The organism is Metabacillus sp. SLBN-84, assembly GCF_053629595.1.
In genome coordinates, this window is sequence record NZ_JBRJIP010000006.1 from 30224 (window position 1) to 56052 (window position 25829).

The following is a 25829-nucleotide window of genomic DNA, read 5'->3' on the forward strand; positions in this document are numbered from 1 at the left end:
TTCTGTCGGTTTTAGTAGTTTTCTGTACATAATCGTATCATAATTCGTCTTTTTATGTAAGAGTGAGAGAAAGACAGATTGGGAGACTGGATTCACATCTCTTCTGACTGACGAATCTCTCGTTTTAATCGTTCAATCTCTTTATCGGTATATAGGTCATGAGATTTCAGTGACTTCATCGCTTCCGCACGGATGCGAAACGTGCGACCTTCGAACGTATCCATTATGACTAACGATTTTTCAGCACCTGTGGCCGAGATATTCATTTTAAAAAACCGCTGCTCTGTATGCGGATCTACCTCCAGGTCTGTTATTCCGGATAATTGTGCGATGTATTCCAAAAGTTCTTTGACAGGATACTTCCAAAGTGTTTCAGAGTACACGTCAGAGGACACGCCATTTTCCATGAGGATTCGAATTAGTTCACGCATGCCGATTTCTTTTCGGTAAATTTGGTTAAAATGCTCTAAGACAATCTTTTTCCACAGGGTTGGATCAGAAAACATGGTTTCTGATTTGATGGGATGATTTAATACATGCTCAATCTTTTCTTGTCGATCCAAACAGAACACCTCTCCTTTTCACACGATTTTTTCTACTATAACATGATAAGGCGGGGAATAACTGAGCGAAGAATCATCAGATGGCACCTAATCATCCATAGGTTGAAAGGATTCTCATTAGGGAATAGAGAAAAAGAATCGAACGGATTTCAATATTCAACGATAGGGGGTTCGAATATGAACAAGAAAGCGAAAATTACGATTAAGATTTTCGCCTCGGAGGAAGAGAACGGTGAGAAAATTCGCGCGGTCTTTGAACTGGATGGGAGCGACCATGACATCATGGATCTCGCGGAAATCGCCCAAAGCACCGGAGTGATTGGAGAGTTTGGAATGGATAAACTGCTCCGCCACGTCCTAAATGAAGACGGGGATCGAGATTTATCTAGTTCAAGCGGCGGAGCGCTGCATTGATACAAAACTATTTGGAAAGCTCCACATCCATGACGATGACAGACACGACATCTTGGTTTTATTAAAGGTGAGGGTTACGATGTGTCTCAAATCATAGGCTGACAACAAACGAACTCATATTTTTTCTACTAGAGACCGGTGCGGAAATCGTACCGTCTTTTTTTCGTTGCGACGGACGCAACCGGAAAAATGAGTACAGATAAAAACTCACACATTTATTACTAAAAAACAGTCTACCGGTACCCGATAGAGTAGACATCGATAGAAAAATACGGAGGAACTCAAATGAAGCTGCAGCTAATGGAAATAACATACTTATTAATGATGCCACCGGTTATCTTAATACTACTTTTGAATGTTTTGGGCGAATTGACTTTCACCTCATTCATCGTATTAACCGGTCTTGTCTTGTCCGGAGGGGGTATTGCCATCCTCATTTTTCTCTACTCCATTCGTTATTCTAAGGTCGCATTCTATAACTGGATTTCAGGTTTTGTAGAATTGCATTTAGGGCGAGGCGTATCACTTCAAAAGAACGTGCGACAAGCGGTTCGATTGGGTCAGAGATTAGGAAAAAATGTCATGTTCTATACCAACCATTATCCAGAAGAAAGACTGCGGACCAAATGGGAAGGGAAAATCATCATCAAACGCGCCAACACCATACAATCATTTTTCTTCAATCTTACGTATTATCTAATTACAACGGGAAAGAAACGTGGAAAGAGATACCCGGTACTCCAGTGTGAAATTCTCTGCGACTCTATCAAAACAATGCGAAACTGATTGACCGGTGCGGAAGTCGCACCGGGATTATTTGCGTTGCGACGGGCGCAACCGAGAAAAAAGCCAGGACACTAAAATAGGAGAGGTGAACGATATGCAAATTCATTTAGGCAAAAACGAAGCAGATAAAAGACGGGTAGATTTTTATGGAAATGCGGTCGAAGGGGTGTTTGTAGAACTCGTCAATGATAAAGGGGTTACTTATTTCTCCAAACAAATTACTGAGACCGAGCGAGCGCGGCTGATTGAAACGTTGACCCGAACAGATAATGGGCGCGCCGTTTAAGTTAACAGTCTCACATACTTTCATAAGGAGGCTATTCCATGAATTTCAAGCAGCAATTCTATCAGCATATTCCACTAAGATTGATCAACCGAAATTATAAGCACTATAAAGCCAAGCGATTCTTGATTAACGATACGAGCCAGAACGTCTGGATTCCAAACAAGCACCTTCAGCATGACGGAACGATTAAGACGGGTGAAAATCTGGACTATATCTTCCGGAAAGCGAAACGGCAGCTGGAGCTTGCCGGCGTCGAAGGAGAGACATGATGAGAAAAGCATTCTGCCCCGTCTGCAGGTTCACCGCATATTCATTAAAGAAGGTCAGGGGATTGTACCAGTTCAAATGCGCATGTGGATGTGCGTTTAAATTAAAAGAAGAATTTACAAAGTGAGGGTCGCACCCCCTAACGCCTGAGCGGCAGGGGGATCGTCCCTTTCACATTACGGGTTCTTTGGCCGCGAGGAAATCTTTTAGAATTTCTCTTCCTTCAGGGCTCACGTAAAGGCCGCCTGGCAACTGGACGTTTTGATCGCTTACGTCTCCTGTAATAAAGCAAGCCTTCTCAATCGTATACTTCTGCAGAATGATCCGCTCATCCTCGACAAACATCTCAAGGGGATCGCGCGCCTGGATGTCCAGACTGCGGCGCAGCTCCATCGGGATGACGATTCGGCCTAACTCGTCCACTTTTCTTACGATTCCGGTACTTTTCATGGTTTGAAAACCCCTCTCTTTCTGATTGGTGAAACAATTTATTCCATTATAAAATGATAGAATAATAGGTAACTATTAACAATATTAACAGATTACTGGCATTATTTCGATAACTTAAAACCCATTACGCTGCGCAATACGCAGCCGGATAAACGAGAGGGATAGACCCAAACAGATAAATGTATAATATTCCCAGGAGGAATGTCAAGTGATTTTTGAAATTAAAGATGAACAAGGTTTCATACATAACAAGGTAACAAATCCCGCCGCGGTGTTTGATAAGGATTCCGGCACGCTTCATAAAATAGGGGAACGAGAGGAAATCCTGGATTATTTCAATGCGATGAACGAGGCATACAGGGGAGCAGGGTTTCACGACATCGCCGATGATCTGCATTATATAGAGTTGCCGAAAGACCAGGAGGAAATCGACAAGGTGTTCCAGATCACGGGATACATCAAAGTGCTGTACGCTAGGCTGTTCGCCTTTGCGCACTGATTTCCAACTAATCGAAGCGAGGGGGTGAAACAATGGGGCATTACGGCGGCACGACAACCCAAATTAGTTCACTTGAGGTGGGCACGAAATTCTACGTATGCAATGGGGCTTGGGACGGAGAAATCATTCTTGTTGACGGCATCAAGCGCGTCCTGGTTGAAGGGGACAGCATTGAAAATGCCATCACTTTTCCAGAAGGGCACACACTAGATATTGAACTCAAATAGCACACATAGGAACCCACATCGTAAAAATCGGTGCGGGTTTTCTTTTTGCATCACTCTGGCATGAAAGATTGTGTACGGTATGTGAAATTATTGTCTCCCGACAGCTTGGTTGCGGAAATCGCAACCCGGTCAACGGCGCGAAAATCGAATCTTAAAGGAGCGATCTATTTTGGCAGATTACACATATGTTGGCCTGACCGCCTATATCGAATTATCAGAAAAGAGCGTAGAAGGACTGAACGTGCTCGCCGAAGCGATTGACGCCATTCGGCCATTCGTTGACATCGCTCAATTCGATGAAATGGATTATAAACACATCCTGCATTCGCCTGAACTGCAGTACCTATACGATAACGATCATATCTGCTATACGGACCCATCTGAGCTCCCGCTTCAAACGCCGGATGCTTACCAGCGCGCCACGATTGATTCTGTGAACATAAAGGGTGCGCCGATGTTGCGCCTTTACGTACCGGCTGTCGCGAAAGATGACGACAAGGTGCGACACTTCATGCGGCACGCGTTGACGAACGTGCTGAGCGAACTGTTCCAAGAGTATCTTCTTTGCGTGAAAGTGAAAGAGGGGATTGAGTACGAACGTTTCGAAGACCTAAAAGAAACGGTCCTGGTGTCTGCAAGCAGGCATGTCGAATCCGTTGCGTAAAATCTAAAACCGATTGTCTTTTATAGACGATCGGTTCTTTTTTTGCCAGCAGATGCCTATTTCATGTGAACAGCAGATCGCACGGCATGTGACATCCAGTGTGACAGAAACCAATGTGTATGACGTACCGCATCCCGTGCCGCATTTCATGCTGGGTTTGATAAGTGCTTTCCTGCACACCGAATCGGCACGGGATGTTGATTGCATGGAATTGCATATATCATGTGTATGCCGTGCGAAATACCGTGCAGCATCTCATGGTAAACCCAGTATGTGAACGGTATATCATACCGTGTGCGTATACGGTGCGGGATCTCATGATTGATAAGAGCTGTTGCTCACAGCATGTCACATGGCGTGCCAAATGAGATAGGAGAATGATGACGCATGGGATACCTCTATTTATCAGATGCTGATTTCATACGCATGCTATGCGACACGAGATACGTCATAGGATGCGCACCGCATTTCGCATCAAAGACCACTCTTTTTTTTTTGCCAGCAGAGACACTTGACCGTAAGACCAGAGCGCCGGGGAGCATTTCCGAGTGCAGCGCGCGCCATCGGGGCGGGTCCCGCGCCCGTCGGTGGTCTTTCCCGCCTTCTCTCGCTTACGCTCGTATAACCGCTCCGGGCTTCCCGCCCCGTTGTCACGCAGAAAATAATCAAGGGCAGCAAGCCTTTTCGAGCGGGTCCCGCGTCGGTCGGTGGTGCCTCTTGACTTCTCTCGCTTTCGCTCGTATAACCGCTCCCTCCTTCCCCCTCGAAACGCCTGAAAATCCTTCTGTCCAAGCAGCGCGGAGCCTTCCTCCGCTCGGTGGTTTTTCCTGCCCTTTTTTGCTCGCACGGTGTGCGTACAAGAGGCTTCTTTTTGACATACAACCGCCTCGCGTCGTCCGCGCTGTCGGACTCCAGGATCCCTTTTCTGACCGTCTCTTTTGATGACCCGCTCCCCGTTCGGTCCGCGTCTCGATCGTCTTTTCTGACAGCTTCCCCCTACCTGATTTTCTGGCAGCTCCTGACCGCCTGTGAGCCCTCAAATCCCGACACGCAAACTCCTGCCCTATTCAGGCCCTCCGCTCCCGCAGTCGGGCTGAAATCGGGCCGGGAGGCGCCTCGGAACTCGTCATACGCCGCTGCGCTGATTGGCTGACCGATGGAACTCGGCCGACCGCATAACGGCGCGGTTTATCGTATGCCGAATCCGCCGGGAACTCGGTACGATGTCCGCCCCGATGTGGCACAACGCCAGTCGCCGCAATGGATTGAGGATGGTTTGATGTACGCGGCGGAATTGCGGTGCGGTACGGGGGAAAGAGCATAAGGGGGACGTATGACAAGCTACGCTTGTCAGTCAGCATAGCTGACCGTCCCCCTTACTGCGTCGGCTCCGCCTCCTTGCCCCTGCGCTTACGCTTGGGGTGCTCATTCGAAGCGGCTCGCGCCGCTTTCTAGTCTGATAAATCCTCTCCTGCAGAAAAGCAGCGGCAAGTCGTTGCCCCTTCTTTTCTTTCGGTAAAGGTCGATTGAAGGATCCGTGCGCTCCCCCTCAAAGCTCGCGCTTCGAGTGTACACACACTAGAAAAAAGTCTGTACGCACACCGGTCTGGAGGACGGACCCGTGCAAGCAGTGCTTGCACAGGTGATGACGATCGTTTTCCGGTGTGCGAAGGGCGTGAAAGACCGGGCGTAAATGCTTGCGCATTTCCACCTCAAAGACACAGGTTAACCCCAAAGACCCGACATGTCAGTGACATGTCCAACAAACGAAACGAATCCGTGCAAAACACGTATGATACGAGACTGACTATATAGGAGTGATCGCATGAATCTAACTACAATCGAACAAATGGACGCCATCTATTTTCTTGACCGCAACGCATGGAACGTAAACGACCGAGAAGCGCTAGTCGTCGAAATGGAGATCATCGAAGAACGTGGCAAACTGCTCGCATACGCAGAACAGGGACACCACACCATTCAGTTTGAACTGACAGACCAGCTGGTTTCCGAATTGACGAAGGGTGAGTGTCAACACCTGTTTGAGTCGAGAAAAAAAGCCTTGGCGCACTATGACGACGAAATTCAGAAAGCCGTCCAGGCCATCCACGACACCCCGAAGGACGCTCTGGTTCGAAAGTTTTTCCAGAGCTGGTTAGGGGAGACCATCCATGACTCTGAGATCCACCAGGCCATGAAAGCTAAAATCAAAGCCGAGTTCGGCGTGGACGTGTGACGCGTCCGGTTCACCAGCACGCAGCGGAATTCCGCTGCGTGTTTTTTTTCTGAGACGGGATAAACCCGTGGTTTTAAAGGGGATGATCCACAGAGAGGTGTCCTCTCTTCTTTTGGAAGTGAAGACATGTCGTGCCACCCTCCAGTTTGTTCCAATCTGGAACCGGCTGTTACTGTTTGTGCCACCATGTCCAGTAAAAGGGATGAATGCAAAAAATAGACAAAAATCCATAACCTGAAATGCTATAATGAGACCGTAATGAACCGATAAATAAATTGAAAATCTTAATTCAAGAGAGGTGAAAAATCATGATGGCAAAACCGAATCTAAGACAAATCAAACATGAAGCCAAGCAAAACAGCAGGCATTTGAGATACCGACGCATCGCTGTACCGAGAAAGAATGCAACCAAACACACAAGCAATCCGTTCGCAGCCGAAGCCGCAAGCGGAAACTTCCAAAACGATATGTATTTCTCCATGAATCCTGTCTTCATTGCATGGGTCTTTATCAAAAACATCGCCTTGCATTGCCTTCCGGCTTTTCTTCTGCACGGGGTCATGTTCATGATCCACAGCATCTCCGTTTCCGTGATGGGAGATGAATACACAGCTCCAGCTGCAGCGTTTCAGATCCTCTTCATCGCATATGCCATCTGTCTGTTCTTCGCCTTACGAAAAGTAAGTGACCATATGGCGTACTACAACATCACGATGCTTGTGAGCAAATACAATATTAACCGGTCATTCGAAAAAATGAAACGCAACATCACCAATCTAAAGGCAAACAAAGAACTTACAGTGATGGATCATTATCGCATGAAATTCAATAAATGCAATCTGTTCCCAAGTACGAAAGAATTGGCGCTTGAGGAGCAGTTGTATCAGAGTGAAAGCAAAAGCCACACCGCTGCAGTCCGCCAATACGCAGAGACGCGCAGAAGCCGCCTGAACATCGAAAACAAGCGAGCTGAGCACCAGGCAGCCAAAGCCATTGCCGATTGGAAACAAGCCGAGTACGGCGGCGTGAACGAATACGAGGCAATGGTCGCAAAATATACACGGCGCACCGTCCCAGCGGTCCAAAACATCATCAAAGAAGTCACCAGTCAGCCAAACTATTACTTGTGAGTAGACACGGAAGCACACAGCGAATTATCGCTGTGTGTTTTTTTTTCGATAAAAACCGCCCGTACAGATGCCACGGATGGTCCGACCGACCATCCAACAAGGCTTCGCCCGATAAATGAGTCAGTATTTCAGAGCTTGGAGGAAAGGACGGAATGAGATGTTCCATGTCAAATGCGTAGAGAGCTGCAAGGGGGACAATGGTGTGGTGTTTGTGAAAGGCCACGTTTATACGTGTGCGGGACAAATGGACGTTGTAGCCGTCATCCACGATGACAGGGGTAAGCCGCACATCTTTTACAAGAGAGAATTCGAATCATGCTTTATACCAGTAAAACCGTAAGGAGATAAAAATCATGAGTGATATACTGAAAAAGATTAAAGACATCTGCATCCTGCAGGAGCAGGACGAAATCAGTGAACAGTGGGCCATGCACCGAATCGGGAAGATCATGAAGCATGATGATGTCATTAGAGAAGAGATCCAGGAGCTAAAGCGGGATTTCGACTTAGTGGAAAAACCGCTCAGCCGAAAAATTCTCGCTGATGCCATTTTGAGACGGGAACAAAAACTCGACGAATATCATGCGTTTCACGCGAAAAACAAAACGAGGGTGTCACATGACCTGTGACCCATTCACCCGGTGAATTCATTAAAGGAGTGATGAACCATGCCCATTACTATTAAGAACGGAACGATTATCAATGCAAGCGAACACATCATCGCACACCAGGTCAACGGGCTTGGCATAATGGGTGGCGGTGTCGCCCGCCAGATCAAACAGGCTTACCCTGGTGTCTTCGCGCGCTACAAGACGTTCGTCAGCAACCACAGCTCTCCAGAGGAGCTCCTGGGACGCAATTTGATGATTGTGACCGACGGCAAGCCCGTGTATCAATATGACCCGTCTGGCGGCGCCAAAATCATCAGCAATCTGTTCGGACAAGCCCGCATTGGAACGTCCGAGAAACAAACAGACGAAAAGGCGCTCCGAAAAGCACTTGAGCACCTTGCTGAATTCGCCCGGATGGATCAACTTTCGGTCGCCATGCCGCATGGCATCGGCTGTGGACTTGGCGGGGGCGACTGGGATGAGGTGCTCGCCATGATTAAAGACGTCTTCGGCGATTACCCCGTGACCCTGTACAAATATACCGGATAGGAGAGCTGTATATGAGTCAAAAACCAGATCTCGTCACAGAAGAGATTCAAGAAAACGCAATGGCCACCATCCGGGAGCTGTTGCAAAACGAAGATATAGCCAGATTTGCCCAAGAGCTGGAGGACCAAAACCGGTTCTGAGCAACAATCATCGACCCCTTCCTGTGTCCCTTCTCTCTAAAAATGGTATAATATGGATATGAAATGCTCCTCACCCCTCTCTCTGGATAGCGGTATGAGGGGCATTTTTTTATAAATCCATATTAAGGGAGTGAAGCGAGATGGGATTCTTTAGTCACATCGACAGCAACGTTCTAACCCTGGCTGCAGGAGGACTCATGCTCCTCGGCAGCTTCGCGACGATCAAGAGCGGGAACGCGTCGAAATTCGATCATGACTTCGCGCTAATTCTGCTCATCGCAGGCGTCGTGAGCCTGGGCTTCGGGTTCGGCCTGATTGACCCGGGGCAGATAAAGGCCTTGTGGCCAAGTTAATATTACATCTTACGTAACATGATTCCAAAACAGGAAAACGGCCAATGGAAACTCACGGAAAAGGAGCTGGGTACACCCTTGCCAGCACTCGTAGACAAACTGACGATTAAAAAGCACGGAACGAGCGAAAAGCTCGACCGGCGCGTCAAACTGACCGATGACGACAAAAATGCTATTCGATACCGATGGTTCAACTCCCATGAAAGCGAACGGCCAACGATGACCGCACTCGCTGCCCAGTACCGTGTGGATCGGAGGTTAATCCAGTTCGTCCTGTTTCCGGAGCGGGAAGTTCGACACAAAGAACAGGCGAGCATGAGGAGAAAAGACGGCCGGTATTACAACAAAGAAAAGAGCCGGAAGAATATGCAGCGGTACCGGGAGTATAAACAGATGCTCGTAGATAAGGGGGAGCTGAACACACAACCCGACACCCTGTCGCAAGAATGAAAGGATATTGACTATGGGATTTTTGGATTTTCTGCTCTTGTTTTGTACAGGCTCAACGATTGTTTACAACTTTATCGTGCTGCCAATTAAACTCAGTCAAGCAGAAGATGGAGAAACAAAACGTGTTATTAAAGACAAATACATCCCCATCCTCACCATTGCGGTAATTGCCCTGATCGGATACTGGCTCACCATTTGGACACTATCTGCCGCATTGTTGTGAAAAAAGGAGGCGTTAAACCTTGTTTAGCCCTGTCGACTATGGAAAAATTGCGAAAGCATTCCTGACATTCAAAGGCTTTTCCGAGCAGCCACTAAAAAACAAAGCATTCTGGCTGCTCGCATACCTCGTCTTTCTGGGGTTTATCGCCATTCGCCTTCTAAATAACGCGCTCTATGACGCAGAGCAGCTCAGAAAGGGGCGAAAGAAATGAACAAAAGAGACGTGATCGGAATTTCCGGCGGGGATCCGTCTGCTGACATCCTTATGCACGTACTGATAGCGGCCGCCACTCGGCCACACTCTAAACTCACAGATGAACAAAGGGCTGAAATCAAAGAGAAGCGCCGCCTGGCGTCAGAGGAACGAACAAGGCGGGCAAAGATCATCAAAAACGTATGCCCCGCCTGTGACAGCAAATTGACCCGAGGGAAAAAAGACAAAAAGAATGACTATAAGAGAACGTGGGACTGTACAAATTGCGGAAGTCGCCATACGGTTTAACCCGCATTAATATTGAATGGAAAGGGGTCACGCCATTATGAACATCTGGATGATGAGCATTCTGGTTTATCTTTTAATTGGTATTTTGCTTGCCCACAAAGCCCCATATAGCAAAGATGTTCCAACCTCTGACAACATTATATTTGCCGTCGGTTGGCTTCCAATAATCATATGGCTGCAGTTTCGAAGGTAAACATTTGCGAATAGTACGCAATCTATTACCCAAAACCCGGTACCGCAATATCAGCACAAAAAAGCCTTTACGATAAGGGCTTTTTTATTTTTGAAAACAATCGCCCAGGCAGCAAAATAAACGATTCATCCCTTGCTGTTCAAATTCATTAAAAGGGGCGAATTCAATGGAAAAGACTAAAATCGTCAACAAGCATCACGGGGAGTCGTTTGACATCTATATCGGGCGCGGCTCGAAATGGGGCAATCCATTCTCTCATCTCGACAACACCAAAGCGCAATTCAAGGCAGCAGATCGCGAGGAAGCCGTTGCGAAATACCGGGAATGGATTCTGACCCGGCCGCAGCTGCTTGATGATCTGCACGAATTAAAGGGTAAGACGCTCGCCTGCTTCTGCAAACCAAAAAGCTGTCACGGTGACGTGCTTGCAGAAATGGCGGACGCACTGGATTCTGTGACCCCAACCAGCCAGGAATCCAAAACCGTGATTCACATTGGCTTCACGGGTCACAGGCCGAACAAGCTCGGAGGATACGACCTGTCAAAACCCGGGTATCTTCATCTGCAGAAAGACCTCGAACTCTACATCGAGCGGAATCTTGCCGTATTCGATATAGTCATCGGGCACTCTGGCCTCGCGCTCGGAGGGGACACGGTCTGGTCAAAGGCAATCCTTGCGACGAAAGACAAATACCCGGGGCGCGTCCTGTTTCACGCGGAGATCCCGATGCTTGAGCAGGCGGAAGCCTGGTTCAAACAGTCTGACATCGATTTCTGGCACGAACAGGTCGAGCGCTCAGATTTTCAGTCCGTGTACGGATCACTCGCTGGATTTTCAGACCAGGAGCGCAAGAAGCTCGCATCGAAATTCCTGAACATCCGCAACGAAGGCATGCTCGGCCATTCGAACGTGCTTCTCGCGCTTCACGACGGATCATCCGGCGGGACCGGAAACGCCGTGGCGCATGCCAAAACGATCAATCTTGTGACCCACACGGTTCATCCGAGCGTCTATTTTTGACGCTCGGGTTTTTTTGTTTCATCACAAAAAAGGAGGAGTCCAAATGAATATCAAAGAATATGCAGGCCTCAACAGTGTGAATGAAAGATCGAACGGTGAGAAAATGTCCCACGAAGAACTGTTCACCAAAATCGTGAACGGAATTGGGCTCGACACATGCGCCCGCTATATGCCCGCTTCAATAAGCACATTGCGAAAAGCCCTTGAAACAGACCCGCACCTGAATAATATCAAGCTCGAAAAATGGGATCGGATGCATCCGTCCTTCCGCCATACCTTCCGCCGCATCGGCGTTCGTTCGCTGTCTCTCAGTGACACAGTCTGCACACTCAAGCAAGCAGCCCGCATGCTGGTGGAACGCGATAATGTAAAGACTGAAACCGAACGAAAAGAAGCTGTATTCTCCTGTTAGAAACCCACATCCGTCATTAATTTTTGCAATGTGTGCATGTTTTGATTAAAATATGATAAACATAGGGTATATACATTGTAGAAACGAGATGGTACAATGAAACCCAATGATAAAGAGCATGCACACGGCAAAAAAGGAGTGAGCCACATGGCGACGGTTCAAAAATGGGGCAACAGCCTGGCAATCCGTATTCCGACCGAGTTTGCAAAAAACTTAGGCATCGCCAACGGATCGAAAATCGAGCTTCAACTATCTGACAGAGAAATGGTTGTGAAGCCTGTGAAAACAAAACCTACTTTAAATGATCTGCTCGCAAAAGCAAAAGGAAAAACCAACCCGCATTTGGACTATGACTTTGGGAAGCCGGAAGGGAAGGAATTGATTTGAGCATAAACGTACCAAAAAAGGGCGATCTCGGCTTTTTGGATTTCAACCCGCAATCCGGGGTGGAACAGGCCGGTCATCGCCCTTGTCTTGTGTTAAGCCCTGAATCGTTCAATCTGACAACCGGACTCGCTGTGGTCTGCCCGGTCCGCACACGGAGTGGAGACTGGCCGTTTGAAGTAGAACTACCCTCCCATTTAGGCATCCAAGGGTATGTGCTTACAGACCAAGTAAAAAGTATCGACTGGAAAGCAAGAAAGTTTCGCATGAAAGATGAAGCGCCGCAGGAGGTTGTGCAGGAATGCCTGGACATCATCCACACATTTTTATCATAAAAAAGGAGCCACCTCTCATCGGGTCGCTCCTTTTATCATTTCTAACGCCATTACGCACGCATTAAACAGCCGAAAGGGGAAATCGCTTATGAACAAGCCGAAAAGCCTGAACGGAACCGTCTGGCGCTGTACGGAAAGGGATATGGAAGAGTACGGCATGACCTGTACGGTTATAGACGGCGAAATCCACCCGGACTGGAACGGCGACAACGACATCGAGATTGAATATGAAGACGGATCAATCGCCTACATGAAATATCGGAGATTTATTTTTAGGTTCGAGCGCACCCGCTAATAGGGCCGCTCGGGCCTTTTTTTATTTGCCGAACTGTCTGTATTCGGTATCGAGTTTTGTGAAGCCAATCAGCCAAGCTCCTGGACGCTCTCTGCGATGAGCTGCAGGGATTCATCGCCGTTGAACCGGTTGATGCCGAGCGATCCCGTGACGACGAAGACCCGGTTATCCGGCCCGGTTTCAGACGATGGCGCCTTAAACTGATCCGCGCCGTTCCAGTGAATCACGGTCAGTCCGTTGTTTAACATCAGCTTCGCGTGCTGCTTGTCGGCACCCATTGTGAAAACCCGTGGTACATCACTCATTGCAATCGCGACACTGAACGAAGGTTTCGGGAATCCCTGACCGAACGGCTCCAGCTGCTCGAAAAACCGCACCGCCTCCCAAAGCGCCTGATTTGTGAACACAGACGTGTGACCGTGGAGCGGAATCACTTCGCTCTCATGTGCGACGCCCGCTTCCATCATGCGGTCAAAGAGCTCGGTCGTGAGGATGTATTCACCGCCGAACACCGACGCGCCCTCCGGCTCTCCTTGTGCGCTGAGATGCTCAAGCATGACCGTCATATAGGCATTGATGAACACCGAGCGGAACCGCTCGTAATTCTCGCCACGAATCGTAATCCCGGCTGCCTGGGCGTGACCGCCCCATTTATGAATCAGACCCGGATGCTCAGCATCGATCACGGTTAAAAAGCCGTGAAGGTCAAACGATTCGGGAGAGCGGGCAGAACCGACCAGAAATGGTTTCTCAGACACATCGACATTGATTATGTCCCCTTCTCCCCCGTCTATCATTCCTCCGGATCCGGCACCAAACGCGATGCTCGGCAATCCAAACGCCTGCGTGAAGTTTCCGGAGAGCAGGCCCGCCACCCCTTTGTTCATGCGAGCGTTGAAGACCATGAATTCGACCGGTGAGCGGCGAGCATTTGGGGTCATAAATTCGACCGGTAAACGACCACCCTTCTCGATATGGGAGAAAAGAGCCGCTGTGAGTGACCGCACGTATACCTTCCGCTGTTCGTTTATGGTATATAACAAATCTCCTGGAAGCATTTGTGCGGAGTCTGCGAGGTCGCACCTCTTAGATTGGAACAGCTGGAACGATAGCGCACTTTCGCCCGTCATCCGGCGGGGACTGTTTAAAATAGGGCCAATGACGAACCCGAACGTCTCCGCGTCCACCCCGTATTTCAGCTTGCCGTTTTTATAAAGGGTCGTCACAAGCAGATCCACGCCCCGGTAATACTGATGAAGGGGTGTGTCATCGTACCCGAGCAGACGCTCCACGGAATACCCTTCGATGAAATGCTCCAGCATCCTCACGGACTCCGTCACATAATACCGGTTCTCATTCAAAAGCGGCATCACATCACTGATCGTGGAAATGCCGACCAGAAGCACCAGAGAGCGAAAATCCCGCATCAGGGAAGCATCAGTGATGTATTTGCGACCATACGCCATCAGCGCCTTGTAAATAACCGCCGTACCGCTGATATGTGTGAACGGGTAGGTGTTATCCCCGTGACCATTCGGGTTGATGGCAGCGTCTGCACATGGCGCCTCTCCGGCCAGGTGATGGTCTGTGATAAGGACCGTGAGACCCTTGCTCTTTGCGTAGCTTACGCCCTCATGTGCGTTGCTTCCGTTGTCGGTCGTGATGATGACCTTGATATCAGGGCGAGCCATCAGCACGTTGTCCACGCTCGTTTGAGACAAGCCGTAGCCGTCACTCGTCTTCGGCGGATACAAATAGGCATCCCCAAAACCGAACAGAGACAACCCCACCCGCGCAAGTGTGCCAGACAATACGCCGTCAGCATCGTAGTCGGGAATGATGGCCACAGGAAGTCCTTTTACGCGGTGAAGGGCATCAATCCAACGACCCACCCCTTTTAGTAAAAACGGGTCATGCTGATGGGACACATCCGGGTGCATCAAATAGAGCAGATCCTGAGCCCCCAGATTCCGCCGTTTAAGAAACGATTCAACAATTGAATTGCTTACCGCGACCGGTGCCGCCGCTATACCCTGTCCCATCGCCATCTACCCATTCCGCCTCTCTCATCCGTCCTGTGCAGACTTCGGCCGCACATATATGTCATATTTTGGTATTTTTATTATAACACATCAAAAACACTGTGCATAGAGCGTTTTGGATCGTTATATAAAAGCGTTTATCCAAATACAAGACCTTCACACCCGCATTTAGCACATGGATTAGCTGGGCATCGGCTGCGCCAACCATCCGCGCCCTAAATGCCAACAAACAAAGAGCACACCAAAAACCATTAAACCATGTCCACTGAGACATAAAACGGAGGGAAAAACATGGAGAACGCCTTGGCGGAGAAAACGACCTATCAGATTCAGGGCTATTATTTCGGAGAAGGGCGAAGCGTGATCCAGGACACGAACTATCATTATGAGGGAGCAGGCAGCATGATCGACCACCAGAAAATCTGGTACGAAGAAGCATTAAAGGCTGGACACCAGAGCGGAGAGCTCGACGAGGCCGAAATCATTCAGGCAAACTATAAAAGCACCATCACCGATGAGCAGCTCATGGCGGTCCTAAACGACGGAACACTCATGAGCACGCCGTTTAACGAATTGTTCCCGGCAAAGCTCGACGCGTTCCTCCTCGAATCATTTAAGAGCGAATAGTGCCCAACAGGTCACAGCATCCCATGCACAAGGATACATGGGATGCTTTTTTTATTTGCGATCCGGAGCCAAAATCGGAAAATGTCCCTCTGTTCCTGGTTTTTTCGTGAAACCTTTATATATGTAACATGCTTATGTATATATTATTTTTTTATAGTCTTTGATTAAAAAAAGAAGGAACAAAGGAACACGATTCTCTGAGCCCTTGGTGTATAAGGATTCAGTCATTCCTTTTTGGCGTGAAAAATGAGGGACATCCGAGGGACATTTCGAGTAAAAAAGGAACAAATGGCAGCATCTGTCCCTTTTTTGCGTGACTCCGGGCGGCCCCGACCGGGCCGATTTGCAGCTCATTTCTTCGAAATTCGGCCTGATTCGGCCCAAAAAAGGAACATTTCGGGGGTAAAAAGGAACATTTTGACCCCAAAAAGGAACAATGCAGGAACAAATTCTGTGACACATCGGACGAATCCGAGGCTCTGTTTTTGCTTCTTTGTTTAACAATCAGAGTTGTCACCCTGTGCCAACTCCGAACAAAAAGGCGAAACAGACCGATCTTCTCACGGCGGTTTTCATGCGCGGCCTATTGATTGTGTGACTGGAGCGTCAAACCGTGTCCGCACCGCGGTTTTCCTGCATCCGCGCCCATTAAGAAGGCTGGTTTAGTCTTTTTCTGCCCCAACAAGGAACAAAGGAACATGATGAGGTTAAGCCTTGATATAGCAAGGTTTTGCTGTTCCTTATCGATACCTTAAAACAGGATCAATCACCCGCCCGTCAGTTTAGTAAACACGGGCTGTTGAATCAAGGAAAAATGTAACCGCTTACTTAGAGAGAGAGTGGCGGGTTGGACCCATTTGTTGAAGGGATAAAACCTTGCGCTTACAGCAATTCGCAATAAATGTCAACCCCTTCATGAAACAAACGGATAAGAATTGTGAAACATTTTTTATGAAGTATTTTTGCATTTTTTTCCCTAGCAGATATACTTTGCGTAGGGTGACGAAATTTCCACATTTCGCCAAAATCAACAGTAGTCGACATATACAAACCAACCAAAGGGGGCTTCGATAGGATGCGGACCAAAAACCTGTACCATAAGCAGATTACACTGTACGACATGCGCCTTGCATCCGGAAAACCCGGATCGGGTGCCGCTCGGCTTTGCGGGACAACCTACCGGTCGTTGAGGAACTGGGAGACGGGCATTGCCATCCCCAACATCGTAAACGTCCAGGACTTGCTTCAAATCTATGGTTGCTCGTTCTACCAGCTCGATCTCGCACTCTATAGCACCAGCGCAGATAAAGAAAAACAAAAACGGATTGATGCCGCATCCCGGAAGCCGATTCCGGTGAGCGACCCGCCGGAGATCCGTTCTCTCTATGAGATGCGAAAGATGTCACACCTCTCAGGTGCCGTGATCGCACAGCTGTGCGGGATCTCTTACCGCTCTCTCAGGAACTGGGAGACAGGCGCAGCCATACCGAACGTCATTCATGTGAATGACCTATTGCAGCTCTACGGATTTTCTTTTTACGAACTGGATTTAACGCCGTTCTATACGGCTTTTGAGAAGCGTTCCAATAAACAGAGAGAAATGGACGCACAGACCGACAACCCACTTAGGGAAAGACGACGCTTCACCGAGGCGTCCAAATCATAAATAAAACGGGCATCACATAAAAACAACTGCCCGGCACCACACGGAAGAAATGCAAAGAGAGGAGACGTACTATGCCAAATACCATTGCGACCAAACAGACGTCACTCCCGGAATCCATCTATATACCGGAGTATCTGGCGGATTACCTGTCATCGTACCTGTCGGGCCGAACCGTACCCGATGGGATTGACATGGCTTTTCTGCTGGAACTGGGCCTTGGCGCCTTGAACGCGAAGATCCAGAACGTAGAGGAATTCAACATGACGATTAGATCCGGGAAAAAACGCATCCCCGACAAGCTCACCTTCGATGAGGTGGCCATCATCCTCATGACCCTGTTCACCTTCAAAAACATTCAAATGACCGAACGAATGGATGACACGTTGCTCGGTGTCTACATCAACGAAAAGTCATCCGATAAGTACGGCACGTATGTCACCAACGGCAAATACATGTTTGAAATCATGGAACGGATCGTGCCGAACTTCAAAAACAAAGACATGCAGGACGTCATCGACAAGATCGAACGCTCAGCCCCGACGGTCGAGCAGACCAAAGACCGCCACCTGTTCATCGTAAAAAACGGCATTTACAACCAGCGGACTGGCGAACTCAAAGAGTTCAGCCCCGACTATGTCTATCTGACCAAAATTCCCGTGGATTACGAACCGTTCCCCATCAATCCGGTGTTGATCGCAGCGGACGGCTACAAGTGGGACGTGGACTCCTGGATCCGGGAACTGGCTGTCGATGACGACACCGAAACGCTCATCTGGCAGGTCATCGCCGACTGCCTGCAGCCCCATCATTCCCGTCATAAATCCATCTGGTTTTATTCGGAAAAAGGGAACAACGGAAAGGGGACGATTGGACAGCTCATCAAGAACCTGCTCGGAAAAGGCAATTACGCCTCGCTCTCCGTTGCTGATTTCAATCATGAGTTCTTGAAAGAGACGCTGCTCGGGTCTGCCGCCAACATTTCGGATGAAAACGACGTGGATGTGTTCATCGATTCGATTAAGGACTACAAAGCAAGTGTCACCGGAGATGACATCAACATCAACCGGAAATATGAAAAGCCGCTCCGGATTCAGTTCCTGGGCACCAACATCCAAATGATGAACGGACTGCCGAAAACAAAGGATAAATCCGACTCGTTCTACCGACGGCTTATCATCGTACCGTTCTTGAAATCCTTCACGAACAACGGGGAGCGCAAGTACATCAAGACTGATTACATTCATGAAACCGCCGTTCTTCAATATGTGCTGTTCAAGGCGCTGAACATGGAGTTTGACGAATACATCACGCCGGAAAGCTCAGCGGAGCTGCTTGAGTCCTATAAAGAGAAAAACAACCCGGTTCTTGAATTCTGGAACGAGCTCAAAGAGGATTTCGTATGGGATCTCCTGCCGACGCAATTTTTGTATGACCTGTTTGTGAAATGGTTTGACACCAATAATCCAAGCGGAAAGGTCATGTCCAAACGGACTTTCTCGGACACCCTGACCAACGTTATTTACAACCTGAGCGACCCGTGGGAAGCCAAGACCGGTCAAAACGATAAAGTCCGCTCAGCAGGAAGAATGGACGCCGACGAGCCGCTTATCACTGAATACGGGCTCGACAAGCCCGATAAGGGCGGCAATCACACCAGCTGGGTCAACCCGGCCTATAACGGAACCAACGACCTGAAAAGACGGGATTTCCCGCGCAAAAACACATACAGGGGCCTGATCCGGCTTTAATCAGCCCGGACCCCTTTATGAATCACGACTCACGGAAAGGAACGATACAAAATGCCCTACGCCTATAAACCAGATGACATGTTTTATGATGTCGAATCCCTATCTAACGTCTTCACAGTTGCCTGGTGGCTCCCGAACCCAGACATGAACGCTATTATTCTCTCCTATCTTGACGACGACGGTATCATCAAAGGCGAAGCCGATGAGGACTACATCAGGCAGTACATCTACCAGCTGCACCCAAGACTGAAAAAAGCGGGAACCGCCATCGTATTTGAAAACATCAAGCACACGGGGTGCATCAACGAGTTTGTCGGCCAGAGCGGCAACACTCACAGTGTTCTCGGCCTGCAGAGCTTCGCAAAGCGCATGGGGCTTGCCAATCAGACGACGTACCTGAACGCCCGCATCGATGAGCGCCACAAAGAAGGCGGCGGCCTGCAGTATGACCCCGCTTATTATCCTGTGAAGCAAACCGACCCGGACTATGACGAAAATCGCCACGGCTACCGGTTCGGCTATAATTCAACGAATTATGACTTGACGATTCTCGCTTATCTTTTGTCTGAACTACATGACCAGCATTTTGAGTGCGGACACACGAACCGTCCGGTTCAGTGGGACTCCACGACGCCCTTCACAGCCGCCATGCTTCGCAATTTCAATGATGAGCTGTTTGAGGACGACTGGCGCTCTCAAATGTCCATGAGGCTCGCTCACGTCCCTGGCAGCCACCCATCGGCCTTTGGTGATTTTAAGAAGCCGGGCTGGATCTTGCGAAAAAGCTGGCTGGTGTCGGGGCGGTATATCGATGTCTCCCGACTGAACGAAAAACTCCAGAAAGTGGGACTCAAACGCTTGCTCGGCATGCTCGGACTCCAAATCATGGAATCGGACAAGCTCTCAAACGACACGAAAATCAACACGCTTGAAGAGTTCGCCGATCTTCTCGCCTACAATATTTCAGACGTTGTAAACCTGCAGCTGCTGTTTGAGCACAAAGTATACCAAAACTCCTTTAACGTGCGCGGGCAGCTCTTGAAGACCTTCCCTGCAACGGTTTACGGACAAAAACGCGGATACCCGAAAAACGGACAGGAGATGCCCGTTGATGACGGCAATTACACCAACATCCGGAGAGACCGTCTTGCCCGTGACTCGACAAGTGCGAAATTCGTTGAGTACGCCATCGCGCCGTACAATCCGATCAAGGACATCCCGGCAGTCTCGTTCGTCTATCCGTCCGAACTTGAAGCCAAAAAGCTCGGCATCGAGCAGTCGGACATCTTAGAAGATACAAAGAAATTCTTCGAGGAGAACGTGACGGCGGACCCGAACCATCAGGCACATAAAGACTTCATGGAAGTCTACAATTTTTATGACAGCATCCGGGGCCACAACTTCAATTCATCCAAAGCCTACACCCAGTATTACGGAGAAGATGCCGGAGCGAAGAACAACCAGTACATTCGTGGGCTCATGGCCACGTTCAATACAAATCTGTTCTATCATCATAAAAACGAAAACGGGGACGTGTATCGCTCATCCTGCCTGGCCAACTTCTCAATCGGGGGCATCCACGGGGCGGAAGTCAACATGGAACTCTTTAATCAAGACCTGGACACCTACTTAAACGAGCAAGCAATCCAGGATTACGTTGAGAGCCTCTATCCGTCTGCGACGGATGCATTAAACGGCCCGACCTATATTATCCTGCCGGAAGGATTCACCCCTACAGAGCGCGTGAGAGCCAAAATGAACGAGGATCGGACGATTAAAATCCGTGAATTCGTCAAATCCGGCTCCACAAAGAAAAAAGCAGAATGGCGGAGCGTTTCTCCTGTGAGCCTGTTCAAAAAAGAAGCGTCCGGAAACTGGAATGTCAACGATAAATATAAGTATGTCAGTGTCGGCCCGAGCCATCATGAGGATTTTACGTCCTATTATCCGCTTCTCCTGTCCCGCCTGTCCGTGTTTATCAATCCGAGCTATCACGGCTATGACGACAAGGGAAATCCGGCAGACCCGTACTATGAACTGTTCCTGACGCGCCTTGCGAAAAAGAAAGAATCAAAGGACATGTCGCTCTCAAAAGAACAGCGTGAACTTGCCCATATCGAACAGGATTCTCGCAAACTCTTAATAAATGCGGCTTCCGGTGCTGGTGACGCGACGTTTGACAACAACATCCGCGTGAACAACGCCGTGATTTCGATGCGGATCATCGGTCAGCTTTTTGCCTGGAGAATCGGCCAGGCGCAGGCACTCGCCGGTGCGCGCGTACCGAGCACGAACACCGACGGTCTTTACACGATGGACATCTCGGCCGAAGTGAACGACCGCATCTTAGAGGAAATCTCCAAAGACATGCATATCGGCATCGAGCCAGAACGACTCGACCGCTTTGTTTCAAAGGATTCGAACAACCGTCTCGAAGTCTATGAAAGCAAGATTACGAGCGCAAAGGGCGGCACGCTCAACTCATGGGAAGGCCCGCAGCCGACCCAAAGTTTGGATCATGCGGCGATCATTGACCATGTGCTTGCAAAATACCTCGCCGATGAGCGCTTGGAGAACCCGGCGAACCATGAGTTCGACCGGGCTCATGCAGAAAAGATTTTTGAAGAGTTCATCCAGAACCACATCCAGAAAGGGACGCCGCAGGAAGCACTCAAATTCTTCCAGTGGATCGTCGCAAGCTCGACCGGTACGCACCGCTATCACTATGCGAAACTCGTAAACAAACATACGGGGGAAACGATGGTTCGGAACCTGCAGCATTACAACCGCATTTTCCTAATCAAAGAAACAAATGAACCCGTCCGCCAGGAGCTGTACCTTGCCACCCGCCGTGCGGTTGATAAGAAAGCCTGGAGCACACGCGAAAAAGAATATAAGAACGGAGACCGCATGCGCCGTGACATGTGGGAACATGACGCTGACGCGTTGCACATTTTGGCAGATAACGGCCTTGACCTGCTCGGGCACAACAACAGCCCAACCTCCGCCCACCACAAAGACGAGGCGAAGACGAACAAGATCCGTACGATGCCTGCCAACCAGCATGTCGGCATCTACAATCAGTCCATCGTGGATCTGCCAGACGAAACGGCGCTGCAGATGATTGGATCGCTTGATGTTAAGGCGTACACCGACATTCTGGAAAGCACGTTCGCATCCTGGTCAAACCTGTAAGAGCGCCTTCCGTGCCCTCGGCACGGGGTGCTTTTCATAAAACACATCGAATAGGAGGAAGGCGTCATGCCCGCAAGCATCACACTGCACACGAACCGCACGCTCTATGACAAGTGGCACACCCGCTACACGGATACGAGCACGCGCATCAAAGAACTCAAAGCAAAACGGGAGTCGACCTTCATCGACTCCGATGAGCTAAGCGCCGACGAGGCGGAAATTCAGGAACTGTGCATCCAGGCGAACCTGATCCATCAGTTCTTGGCCGACGTCGGAATCATGGCCCGCATCGAAGACCGTACGGACGGAGGCGCTTATTAAAAGCGCCTCTTATTTATTTGAGAAAGACGGCACGCCCCGGCGGCCGATCAAACGCAAAAAGAATGGAGAATGACTGATGACAACCGCTACGCCTGTTCGCGACACCAGAAAGGCACCAGAACCACTTGTGAGAGCACCCGTTCAATCGTACTGGATTTACACGGAAAAAGGGTCACGTCTTCATCAGGCGCGTCCAGGAACCGTCGTGAAGGACAATCCGTATTCTGTTCCGGAATCCTGGGTCACAGAAGGACACGTTGAACCCGAAGAACTCGAATAAAAGGAGAGATGCTTTATGCCACGCCATAAAAAAAGACCAACCCGATACCGGTACATCACCAATGGGGTCGTGGTTGGAACGGATCCAATCAGCGATTTTAGATTGATTGCCGGAAGCAACCTGTCAAAGCCGTATCATGGAGCCACGGCCCTGCGTGTCCAGATCCCGAGAGACCTGAAACTCACGAAAGAGACTTGTGATCCTTATTCCACAACAGATGATGACCGGACTCTTGAGGAACTTGGGTATGATTTTATGATCCGGGACAACACAAAAGGCATCTGGGTCGCAAGAAATGAATTCAAGGGGACACGGCCGTGCGATGTCGACCTGTACGTTGCGCGTGAAGCGCTGAAAAAGAAAGCCGTGAGGACCTCATGACCAGCAAGAACCCCAAAATTCGAAAATTACTGAGCTGCATCCTGTTTATCGCGGCATTCTGCTGGCTTTTCATGGCGATCGGCATCGCGCTGTTCGAGTACGACCCTGGCGTACTTACCCGGACGATCTCGTTTCTGCTCGCTGCGGCCTACTTCTATCAGCTGTACGAAAAAAACACCCGACCTGAAGATAAGTGACCAGGCGCTGCCTCCGCAGCGTCTTTTTTGCTGTCAACCCAAACCAGAAAGGATGATTCGAGTGATTCAGCAGGCCAACCACATGAAACGCTTTAACCTAGACGGCTACATCCAGGCCAAAAAGCTCGTCAATGAGATCCAGCGGGCAGGCGGTCAGGCGAAAATCGCAGAAACCTGGATGGATTACGGCGCAGGGATTGCCTGGGAGACCGTTCTCGTTTACAGCCGCTTTCTCTCAAGATGGTGCCAGGGTCTGAATCCGGCCGATTTTGACGCCATGAACCGAGGAGAAAGACCGATTTATCATGACGAGATCTTAAAACTCGCCACGCACCAAACATGAACCGTAAGGAGGCATCGACCAGCATGTCAGAAAATCAATCATCTCCAACCACGCTCACCCCGTCTGGCTATTCGAATTTGTCATGGACGCTCTCACATGACGTACGCGTGGTGACGCACCAATATGACGACACACTGTACGCGTTTGAAGTCACACAGCATCTCACATGCCTTGGTACCGTAATTCCAAACAGCATCGGTGACATGGAGCGCATGAAATACGTACTCGATCACAATTTGCCGATCGACGGCTTTCAGTGCAACGACGAATTCGGCACGGTGATCCGTGTCCGGAAACGATAACCTTGCAGGAAAACCAACCAACCGAAAGGATGAAGCTCATGCCTTATGGCAAAACAGGCAAGACATGGACGACCGAACAGGATAAAGCCCTGATGACGTACTTTGATGGCTACACAGGAAACAGCTTTTACGATGACGCGGCAAGAACATTTGAAAGGACAACGGCCGCCGTCAAGCAGCGGTTCCGCAAACTCTCGAAAGAGCGGAACATGGGGAAAGACAACGGACGCCGCAGTGAACTAACGGATGCTGACCTTGAACACCTGGATCGCATCGAGAATGCGGTCGGAGACGCCATCCAGGCGATCACCGGAAAAGAGCCGGATTTTGAGCGCATCCATGACGTCATTGAAACGCTCAGTCAGCATTTACGAACGCTCGGCTATGACACAAACGTCCCCTACAGGGAGGAGTGATACACCATGAACAATAAAACGCGCCGTTTAGCTTTTGTAAAAGAAAAATACGGAATGTCTCCAACGGATGTGCTGAGGATCGCGTATTACAACTTGCATTTTTCTGTCGTTATGGTCGGAGAACTCACTGATGAACAATGGGAGGCCATTATACGTGAGGTTGAGGGTTTCAGCAAAGATGGACTTCTTGCCTCCTATTTGGGACACGACAAGACGGAAATTCGAAGTGGTGCGCTCAGCTTCCGCAAACTGACCAAAACGCAAGTGCGCTCCGTGATCCGCAACAGCGGCTGGTTCCACGGCTACCTCTGCGGCAACCGGGTCAATCCTTCCCATCTTGCAGATGGCTGGAATCTGGGAATGAAAATCGACACGAATGACCTCAAGCAATTCGAGACGATGGTGGATGACTTTCAGACGAACCTTTCGATTAACACACCCGATCTCGGGCAGTACCCGCACTTTTACGAAATTGTTAAAGGGGATGAGCGAAATGATGCAAAGCGTGAAACCGCGTCAGTATGAAAGCACAGAGCACTCTAAATCAAGCCGTGTGGTCCATCTGGAGCACCAGCTGGCTACTTTGGGGTTTGATGGCGCACTCAAGGCCTTTGACTTAATCCTGTCTGAAATGAACGCAGAGAATGGCTTTAAACGACATGACGGCTTTCACTATTATTATCATTTGGTTGACGTCGCCCAAATTCTCCTCAATTTCGGCATCAAAGACGAGGACATCATAACCGCCGCCCTTCTGCATGACTTCATCGAAGATGTTGAATGGGCAACGTATGAGTATGTCCATGACCAGTTCAACAACCGTGTGGCAGACATCGTCCTGCTCTTGACCAAGAAACCTGGGGTTGATTATAAAACCGATCTTGATGAAATGCATCGGTATCTTACAGGCATTGCGGGCCGGTATGAAAGTGCGCTAATTAAGACGGCGGACCGGATTCACAACTTCGGCTCCATGCGGAATTCATCCAGAAATCATCGGATAAAACAGGTCAAGGAAACCCGGGATTTCTATATGCCGTTTTTCAAGGATTGCCGAAACCGGTATGTGCGCTACAGCAGCTTTTTCTTCTTTGCCAAGACCACAATCGAACCGATCCTGTTTGAAATCCAACACGGAATTGAAACAACCGACCGGCTTGAAATTGAACTTGAAGAACGCGACCAGGAGATTGAACGGCTCAAGAAAGAGCTCGGAGTGTAATAAGATTCAAAGAACCGGCAGGCATCCCCTGCCGGTCTTTCTTATTTTCCGAAAACAGCCGACACACTCGGCGACAAAAGGCGTGCAAGCATACTTGAAA

At 49.3% G+C, this 25829-nt stretch carries 39 protein-coding genes; 36 read left to right on the forward strand and 3 right to left on the reverse strand.

Annotation, left to right across the window (positions count from 1 at the left end; genetic code table 11):
* Nucleotides 1-92: 92 nt before the first annotated feature.
* Nucleotides 93-563 carry a hypothetical protein gene (locus RKD52_RS21625; RefSeq protein WP_454101455.1) on the reverse strand — a complete coding sequence of 157 codons (471 nt, stop codon included), beginning with the start codon at nucleotides 561-563 and terminating at the stop codon, nucleotides 93-95.
* A 177-nt stretch (nucleotides 564-740) separates the two neighbouring features.
* On the opposite strand from RKD52_RS21625, the gene RKD52_RS21630 reads away from it, so the two are divergent.
* From RKD52_RS21630 to RKD52_RS21645, 4 genes are all read left to right on the forward strand, one after another.
* Nucleotides 741-977 carry a hypothetical protein gene (locus RKD52_RS21630; protein WP_454101456.1) on the forward strand — a complete coding sequence of 79 codons (237 nt, stop codon included), beginning with the start codon at nucleotides 741-743 and terminating at the stop codon, nucleotides 975-977.
* A 285-nt stretch (nucleotides 978-1262) separates the two neighbouring features.
* On the forward strand, nucleotides 1263-1763 hold the full coding sequence (locus tag RKD52_RS21635; RefSeq protein ID WP_454101457.1) for a hypothetical protein: 501 nt from the start codon (nucleotides 1263-1265) through the stop codon (nucleotides 1761-1763).
* Nucleotides 1764-1857: 94 nt separating this feature from the next.
* On the forward strand, nucleotides 1858-2049 hold the full coding sequence (locus RKD52_RS21640) for a hypothetical protein (RefSeq protein ID WP_454101458.1): 192 nt from the start codon (nucleotides 1858-1860) through the stop codon (nucleotides 2047-2049).
* Nucleotides 2050-2087: 38 nt separating this feature from the next.
* The gene (locus RKD52_RS21645) at nucleotides 2088-2318 is read left to right on the forward strand and encodes a hypothetical protein (protein ID WP_454101459.1); all 231 of its coding nucleotides are present in this window, start codon (nucleotides 2088-2090) and stop codon (nucleotides 2316-2318) included.
* Nucleotides 2319-2487: 169 nt separating this feature from the next.
* Here the strand turns inward: RKD52_RS21645 and RKD52_RS21650 are convergent, their stop codons facing one another.
* A complete protein-coding gene (locus RKD52_RS21650) occupies nucleotides 2488-2766 on the reverse strand; it encodes an AbrB/MazE/SpoVT family DNA-binding domain-containing protein (RefSeq protein ID WP_454101460.1) in 279 nt (92 codons plus the stop codon).
* A 208-nt stretch (nucleotides 2767-2974) separates the two neighbouring features.
* Between RKD52_RS21650 and RKD52_RS21655 the strand changes: the two genes are divergently transcribed.
* From RKD52_RS21655 to RKD52_RS21745, 19 genes are all read left to right on the forward strand, one after another.
* Nucleotides 2975-3265: a hypothetical protein gene (locus tag RKD52_RS21655; RefSeq protein ID WP_454101461.1), complete on the forward strand. Its 291-nt coding sequence runs from the start codon at nucleotides 2975-2977 to the stop codon at nucleotides 3263-3265.
* Nucleotides 3266-3297: 32 nt separating this feature from the next.
* The gene (locus RKD52_RS21660) at nucleotides 3298-3492 is read left to right on the forward strand and encodes a hypothetical protein (protein WP_454101462.1); all 195 of its coding nucleotides are present in this window, start codon (nucleotides 3298-3300) and stop codon (nucleotides 3490-3492) included.
* A 169-nt stretch (nucleotides 3493-3661) separates the two neighbouring features.
* Entirely contained in the window at nucleotides 3662-4156 is a 495-nt protein-coding gene (locus RKD52_RS21665; RefSeq protein WP_454101463.1) for a hypothetical protein, read from the forward strand.
* Nucleotides 4157-5981: 1825 nt separating this feature from the next.
* Entirely contained in the window at nucleotides 5982-6392 is a 411-nt protein-coding gene (locus tag RKD52_RS21670) for a hypothetical protein (RefSeq protein WP_454101464.1), read from the forward strand.
* A gap of 308 nt (nucleotides 6393-6700) precedes the next feature.
* Nucleotides 6701-7522: a hypothetical protein gene (locus RKD52_RS21675; RefSeq protein ID WP_454101465.1), complete on the forward strand. Its 822-nt coding sequence runs from the start codon at nucleotides 6701-6703 to the stop codon at nucleotides 7520-7522.
* 202 nt (nucleotides 7523-7724) lie between these two features.
* Nucleotides 7725-7862, forward strand: coding sequence for a hypothetical protein (locus tag RKD52_RS21680; protein ID WP_454101466.1), 138 nt, complete (start codon nucleotides 7725-7727; stop codon nucleotides 7860-7862).
* Nucleotides 7863-7875: 13 nt separating this feature from the next.
* Complete coding sequence (locus RKD52_RS21685) at nucleotides 7876-8151, forward strand: hypothetical protein (RefSeq protein ID WP_454101467.1); 276 nt, start codon at nucleotides 7876-7878, stop codon at nucleotides 8149-8151.
* Nucleotides 8152-8190: 39 nt separating this feature from the next.
* Entirely contained in the window at nucleotides 8191-8682 is a 492-nt protein-coding gene (locus RKD52_RS21690; protein ID WP_454101468.1) for a macro domain-containing protein, read from the forward strand.
* A gap of 11 nt (nucleotides 8683-8693) precedes the next feature.
* Nucleotides 8694-8822: a hypothetical protein gene (locus tag RKD52_RS21695; protein WP_454101469.1), complete on the forward strand. Its 129-nt coding sequence runs from the start codon at nucleotides 8694-8696 to the stop codon at nucleotides 8820-8822.
* 140 nt (nucleotides 8823-8962) lie between these two features.
* Nucleotides 8963-9175 (forward strand): hypothetical protein, encoded by a 213-nt coding sequence (locus tag RKD52_RS21700; RefSeq protein WP_454101470.1) that lies wholly within the window; start codon nucleotides 8963-8965, stop codon nucleotides 9173-9175.
* 78 nt (nucleotides 9176-9253) lie between these two features.
* Nucleotides 9254-9625: a hypothetical protein gene (locus RKD52_RS21705; protein ID WP_454101471.1), complete on the forward strand. Its 372-nt coding sequence runs from the start codon at nucleotides 9254-9256 to the stop codon at nucleotides 9623-9625.
* A 13-nt stretch (nucleotides 9626-9638) separates the two neighbouring features.
* Nucleotides 9639-9848, forward strand: a complete 210-nt coding sequence (locus RKD52_RS21710; RefSeq protein ID WP_454101472.1) for a hypothetical protein — start codon at nucleotides 9639-9641, stop codon at nucleotides 9846-9848.
* A gap of 19 nt (nucleotides 9849-9867) precedes the next feature.
* Nucleotides 9868-10059: a hypothetical protein gene (locus RKD52_RS21715; protein WP_454101473.1), complete on the forward strand. Its 192-nt coding sequence runs from the start codon at nucleotides 9868-9870 to the stop codon at nucleotides 10057-10059.
* The gene (locus RKD52_RS21720) at nucleotides 10056-10349 is read left to right on the forward strand and encodes a hypothetical protein (protein ID WP_454101474.1); all 294 of its coding nucleotides are present in this window, start codon (nucleotides 10056-10058) and stop codon (nucleotides 10347-10349) included. Before RKD52_RS21715 ends, RKD52_RS21720 begins: the two co-directional genes overlap by 4 nt.
* 359 nt (nucleotides 10350-10708) lie before the next feature.
* Nucleotides 10709-11563, forward strand: coding sequence for a DUF4326 domain-containing protein (locus RKD52_RS21725; RefSeq protein WP_454101475.1), 855 nt, complete (start codon nucleotides 10709-10711; stop codon nucleotides 11561-11563).
* 43 nt (nucleotides 11564-11606) lie between these two features.
* Nucleotides 11607-11975 carry a hypothetical protein gene (locus RKD52_RS21730; RefSeq protein ID WP_454101476.1) on the forward strand — a complete coding sequence of 123 codons (369 nt, stop codon included), beginning with the start codon at nucleotides 11607-11609 and terminating at the stop codon, nucleotides 11973-11975.
* Nucleotides 11976-12071: 96 nt separating this feature from the next.
* Entirely contained in the window at nucleotides 12072-12362 is a 291-nt protein-coding gene (locus tag RKD52_RS21735) for an AbrB/MazE/SpoVT family DNA-binding domain-containing protein (protein ID WP_454101477.1), read from the forward strand.
* A 2-nt stretch (nucleotides 12363-12364) separates the two neighbouring features.
* The gene (locus RKD52_RS21740) at nucleotides 12365-12694 is read left to right on the forward strand and encodes a type II toxin-antitoxin system PemK/MazF family toxin (RefSeq protein WP_454101589.1); all 330 of its coding nucleotides are present in this window, start codon (nucleotides 12365-12367) and stop codon (nucleotides 12692-12694) included.
* A gap of 88 nt (nucleotides 12695-12782) precedes the next feature.
* Nucleotides 12783-12989, forward strand: a complete 207-nt coding sequence (locus tag RKD52_RS21745) for a hypothetical protein (RefSeq protein ID WP_454101478.1) — start codon at nucleotides 12783-12785, stop codon at nucleotides 12987-12989.
* A 68-nt stretch (nucleotides 12990-13057) separates the two neighbouring features.
* Here the strand turns inward: RKD52_RS21745 and RKD52_RS21750 are convergent, their stop codons facing one another.
* Nucleotides 13058-15037: a DHH family phosphoesterase gene (locus RKD52_RS21750; protein WP_454101479.1), complete on the reverse strand. Its 1980-nt coding sequence runs from the start codon at nucleotides 15035-15037 to the stop codon at nucleotides 13058-13060.
* 285 nt (nucleotides 15038-15322) lie between these two features.
* Between RKD52_RS21750 and RKD52_RS21755 the strand changes: the two genes are divergently transcribed.
* From RKD52_RS21755 to RKD52_RS21815, 13 genes are all read left to right on the forward strand, one after another.
* Nucleotides 15323-15658, forward strand: a complete 336-nt coding sequence (locus RKD52_RS21755) for a hypothetical protein (protein WP_454101480.1) — start codon at nucleotides 15323-15325, stop codon at nucleotides 15656-15658.
* A 1075-nt stretch (nucleotides 15659-16733) separates the two neighbouring features.
* Nucleotides 16734-17324 (forward strand): helix-turn-helix domain-containing protein, encoded by a 591-nt coding sequence (locus tag RKD52_RS21760; RefSeq protein ID WP_454101481.1) that lies wholly within the window; start codon nucleotides 16734-16736, stop codon nucleotides 17322-17324.
* 71 nt (nucleotides 17325-17395) lie between these two features.
* On the forward strand, nucleotides 17396-19072 hold the full coding sequence (locus RKD52_RS21765) for a DNA primase family protein (protein ID WP_454101482.1): 1677 nt from the start codon (nucleotides 17396-17398) through the stop codon (nucleotides 19070-19072).
* A gap of 51 nt (nucleotides 19073-19123) precedes the next feature.
* Nucleotides 19124-22267: a hypothetical protein gene (locus RKD52_RS21770; RefSeq protein ID WP_454101483.1), complete on the forward strand. Its 3144-nt coding sequence runs from the start codon at nucleotides 19124-19126 to the stop codon at nucleotides 22265-22267.
* A gap of 66 nt (nucleotides 22268-22333) precedes the next feature.
* Nucleotides 22334-22588 (forward strand): hypothetical protein, encoded by a 255-nt coding sequence (locus tag RKD52_RS21775; RefSeq protein WP_454101484.1) that lies wholly within the window; start codon nucleotides 22334-22336, stop codon nucleotides 22586-22588.
* Nucleotides 22589-22664: 76 nt separating this feature from the next.
* Nucleotides 22665-22868 (forward strand): hypothetical protein, encoded by a 204-nt coding sequence (locus RKD52_RS21780; protein WP_454101485.1) that lies wholly within the window; start codon nucleotides 22665-22667, stop codon nucleotides 22866-22868.
* A gap of 15 nt (nucleotides 22869-22883) precedes the next feature.
* Entirely contained in the window at nucleotides 22884-23249 is a 366-nt protein-coding gene (locus RKD52_RS21785; RefSeq protein ID WP_454101486.1) for a hypothetical protein, read from the forward strand.
* Nucleotides 23246-23446, forward strand: coding sequence for a hypothetical protein (locus RKD52_RS21790; RefSeq protein WP_454101487.1), 201 nt, complete (start codon nucleotides 23246-23248; stop codon nucleotides 23444-23446). The genes RKD52_RS21785 and RKD52_RS21790 overlap by 4 nt, the downstream gene beginning before the upstream one ends.
* Nucleotides 23447-23528: 82 nt before the next feature.
* Nucleotides 23529-23789 (forward strand): hypothetical protein, encoded by a 261-nt coding sequence (locus tag RKD52_RS21795; RefSeq protein ID WP_454101488.1) that lies wholly within the window; start codon nucleotides 23529-23531, stop codon nucleotides 23787-23789.
* Between the two features lie 23 nt (nucleotides 23790-23812).
* Entirely contained in the window at nucleotides 23813-24091 is a 279-nt protein-coding gene (locus RKD52_RS21800) for a hypothetical protein (protein ID WP_454101489.1), read from the forward strand.
* A 38-nt stretch (nucleotides 24092-24129) separates the two neighbouring features.
* A complete protein-coding gene (locus tag RKD52_RS21805; RefSeq protein WP_454101490.1) occupies nucleotides 24130-24507 on the forward strand; it encodes a hypothetical protein in 378 nt (125 codons plus the stop codon).
* A 6-nt stretch (nucleotides 24508-24513) separates the two neighbouring features.
* A complete protein-coding gene (locus RKD52_RS21810) occupies nucleotides 24514-25032 on the forward strand; it encodes a hypothetical protein (protein WP_454101491.1) in 519 nt (172 codons plus the stop codon).
* Complete coding sequence (locus RKD52_RS21815; protein WP_454101492.1) at nucleotides 25001-25729, forward strand: HD domain-containing protein; 729 nt, start codon at nucleotides 25001-25003, stop codon at nucleotides 25727-25729. The genes RKD52_RS21810 and RKD52_RS21815 overlap by 32 nt, the downstream gene beginning before the upstream one ends.
* Nucleotides 25730-25829: the final 100 nt, after the last annotated feature.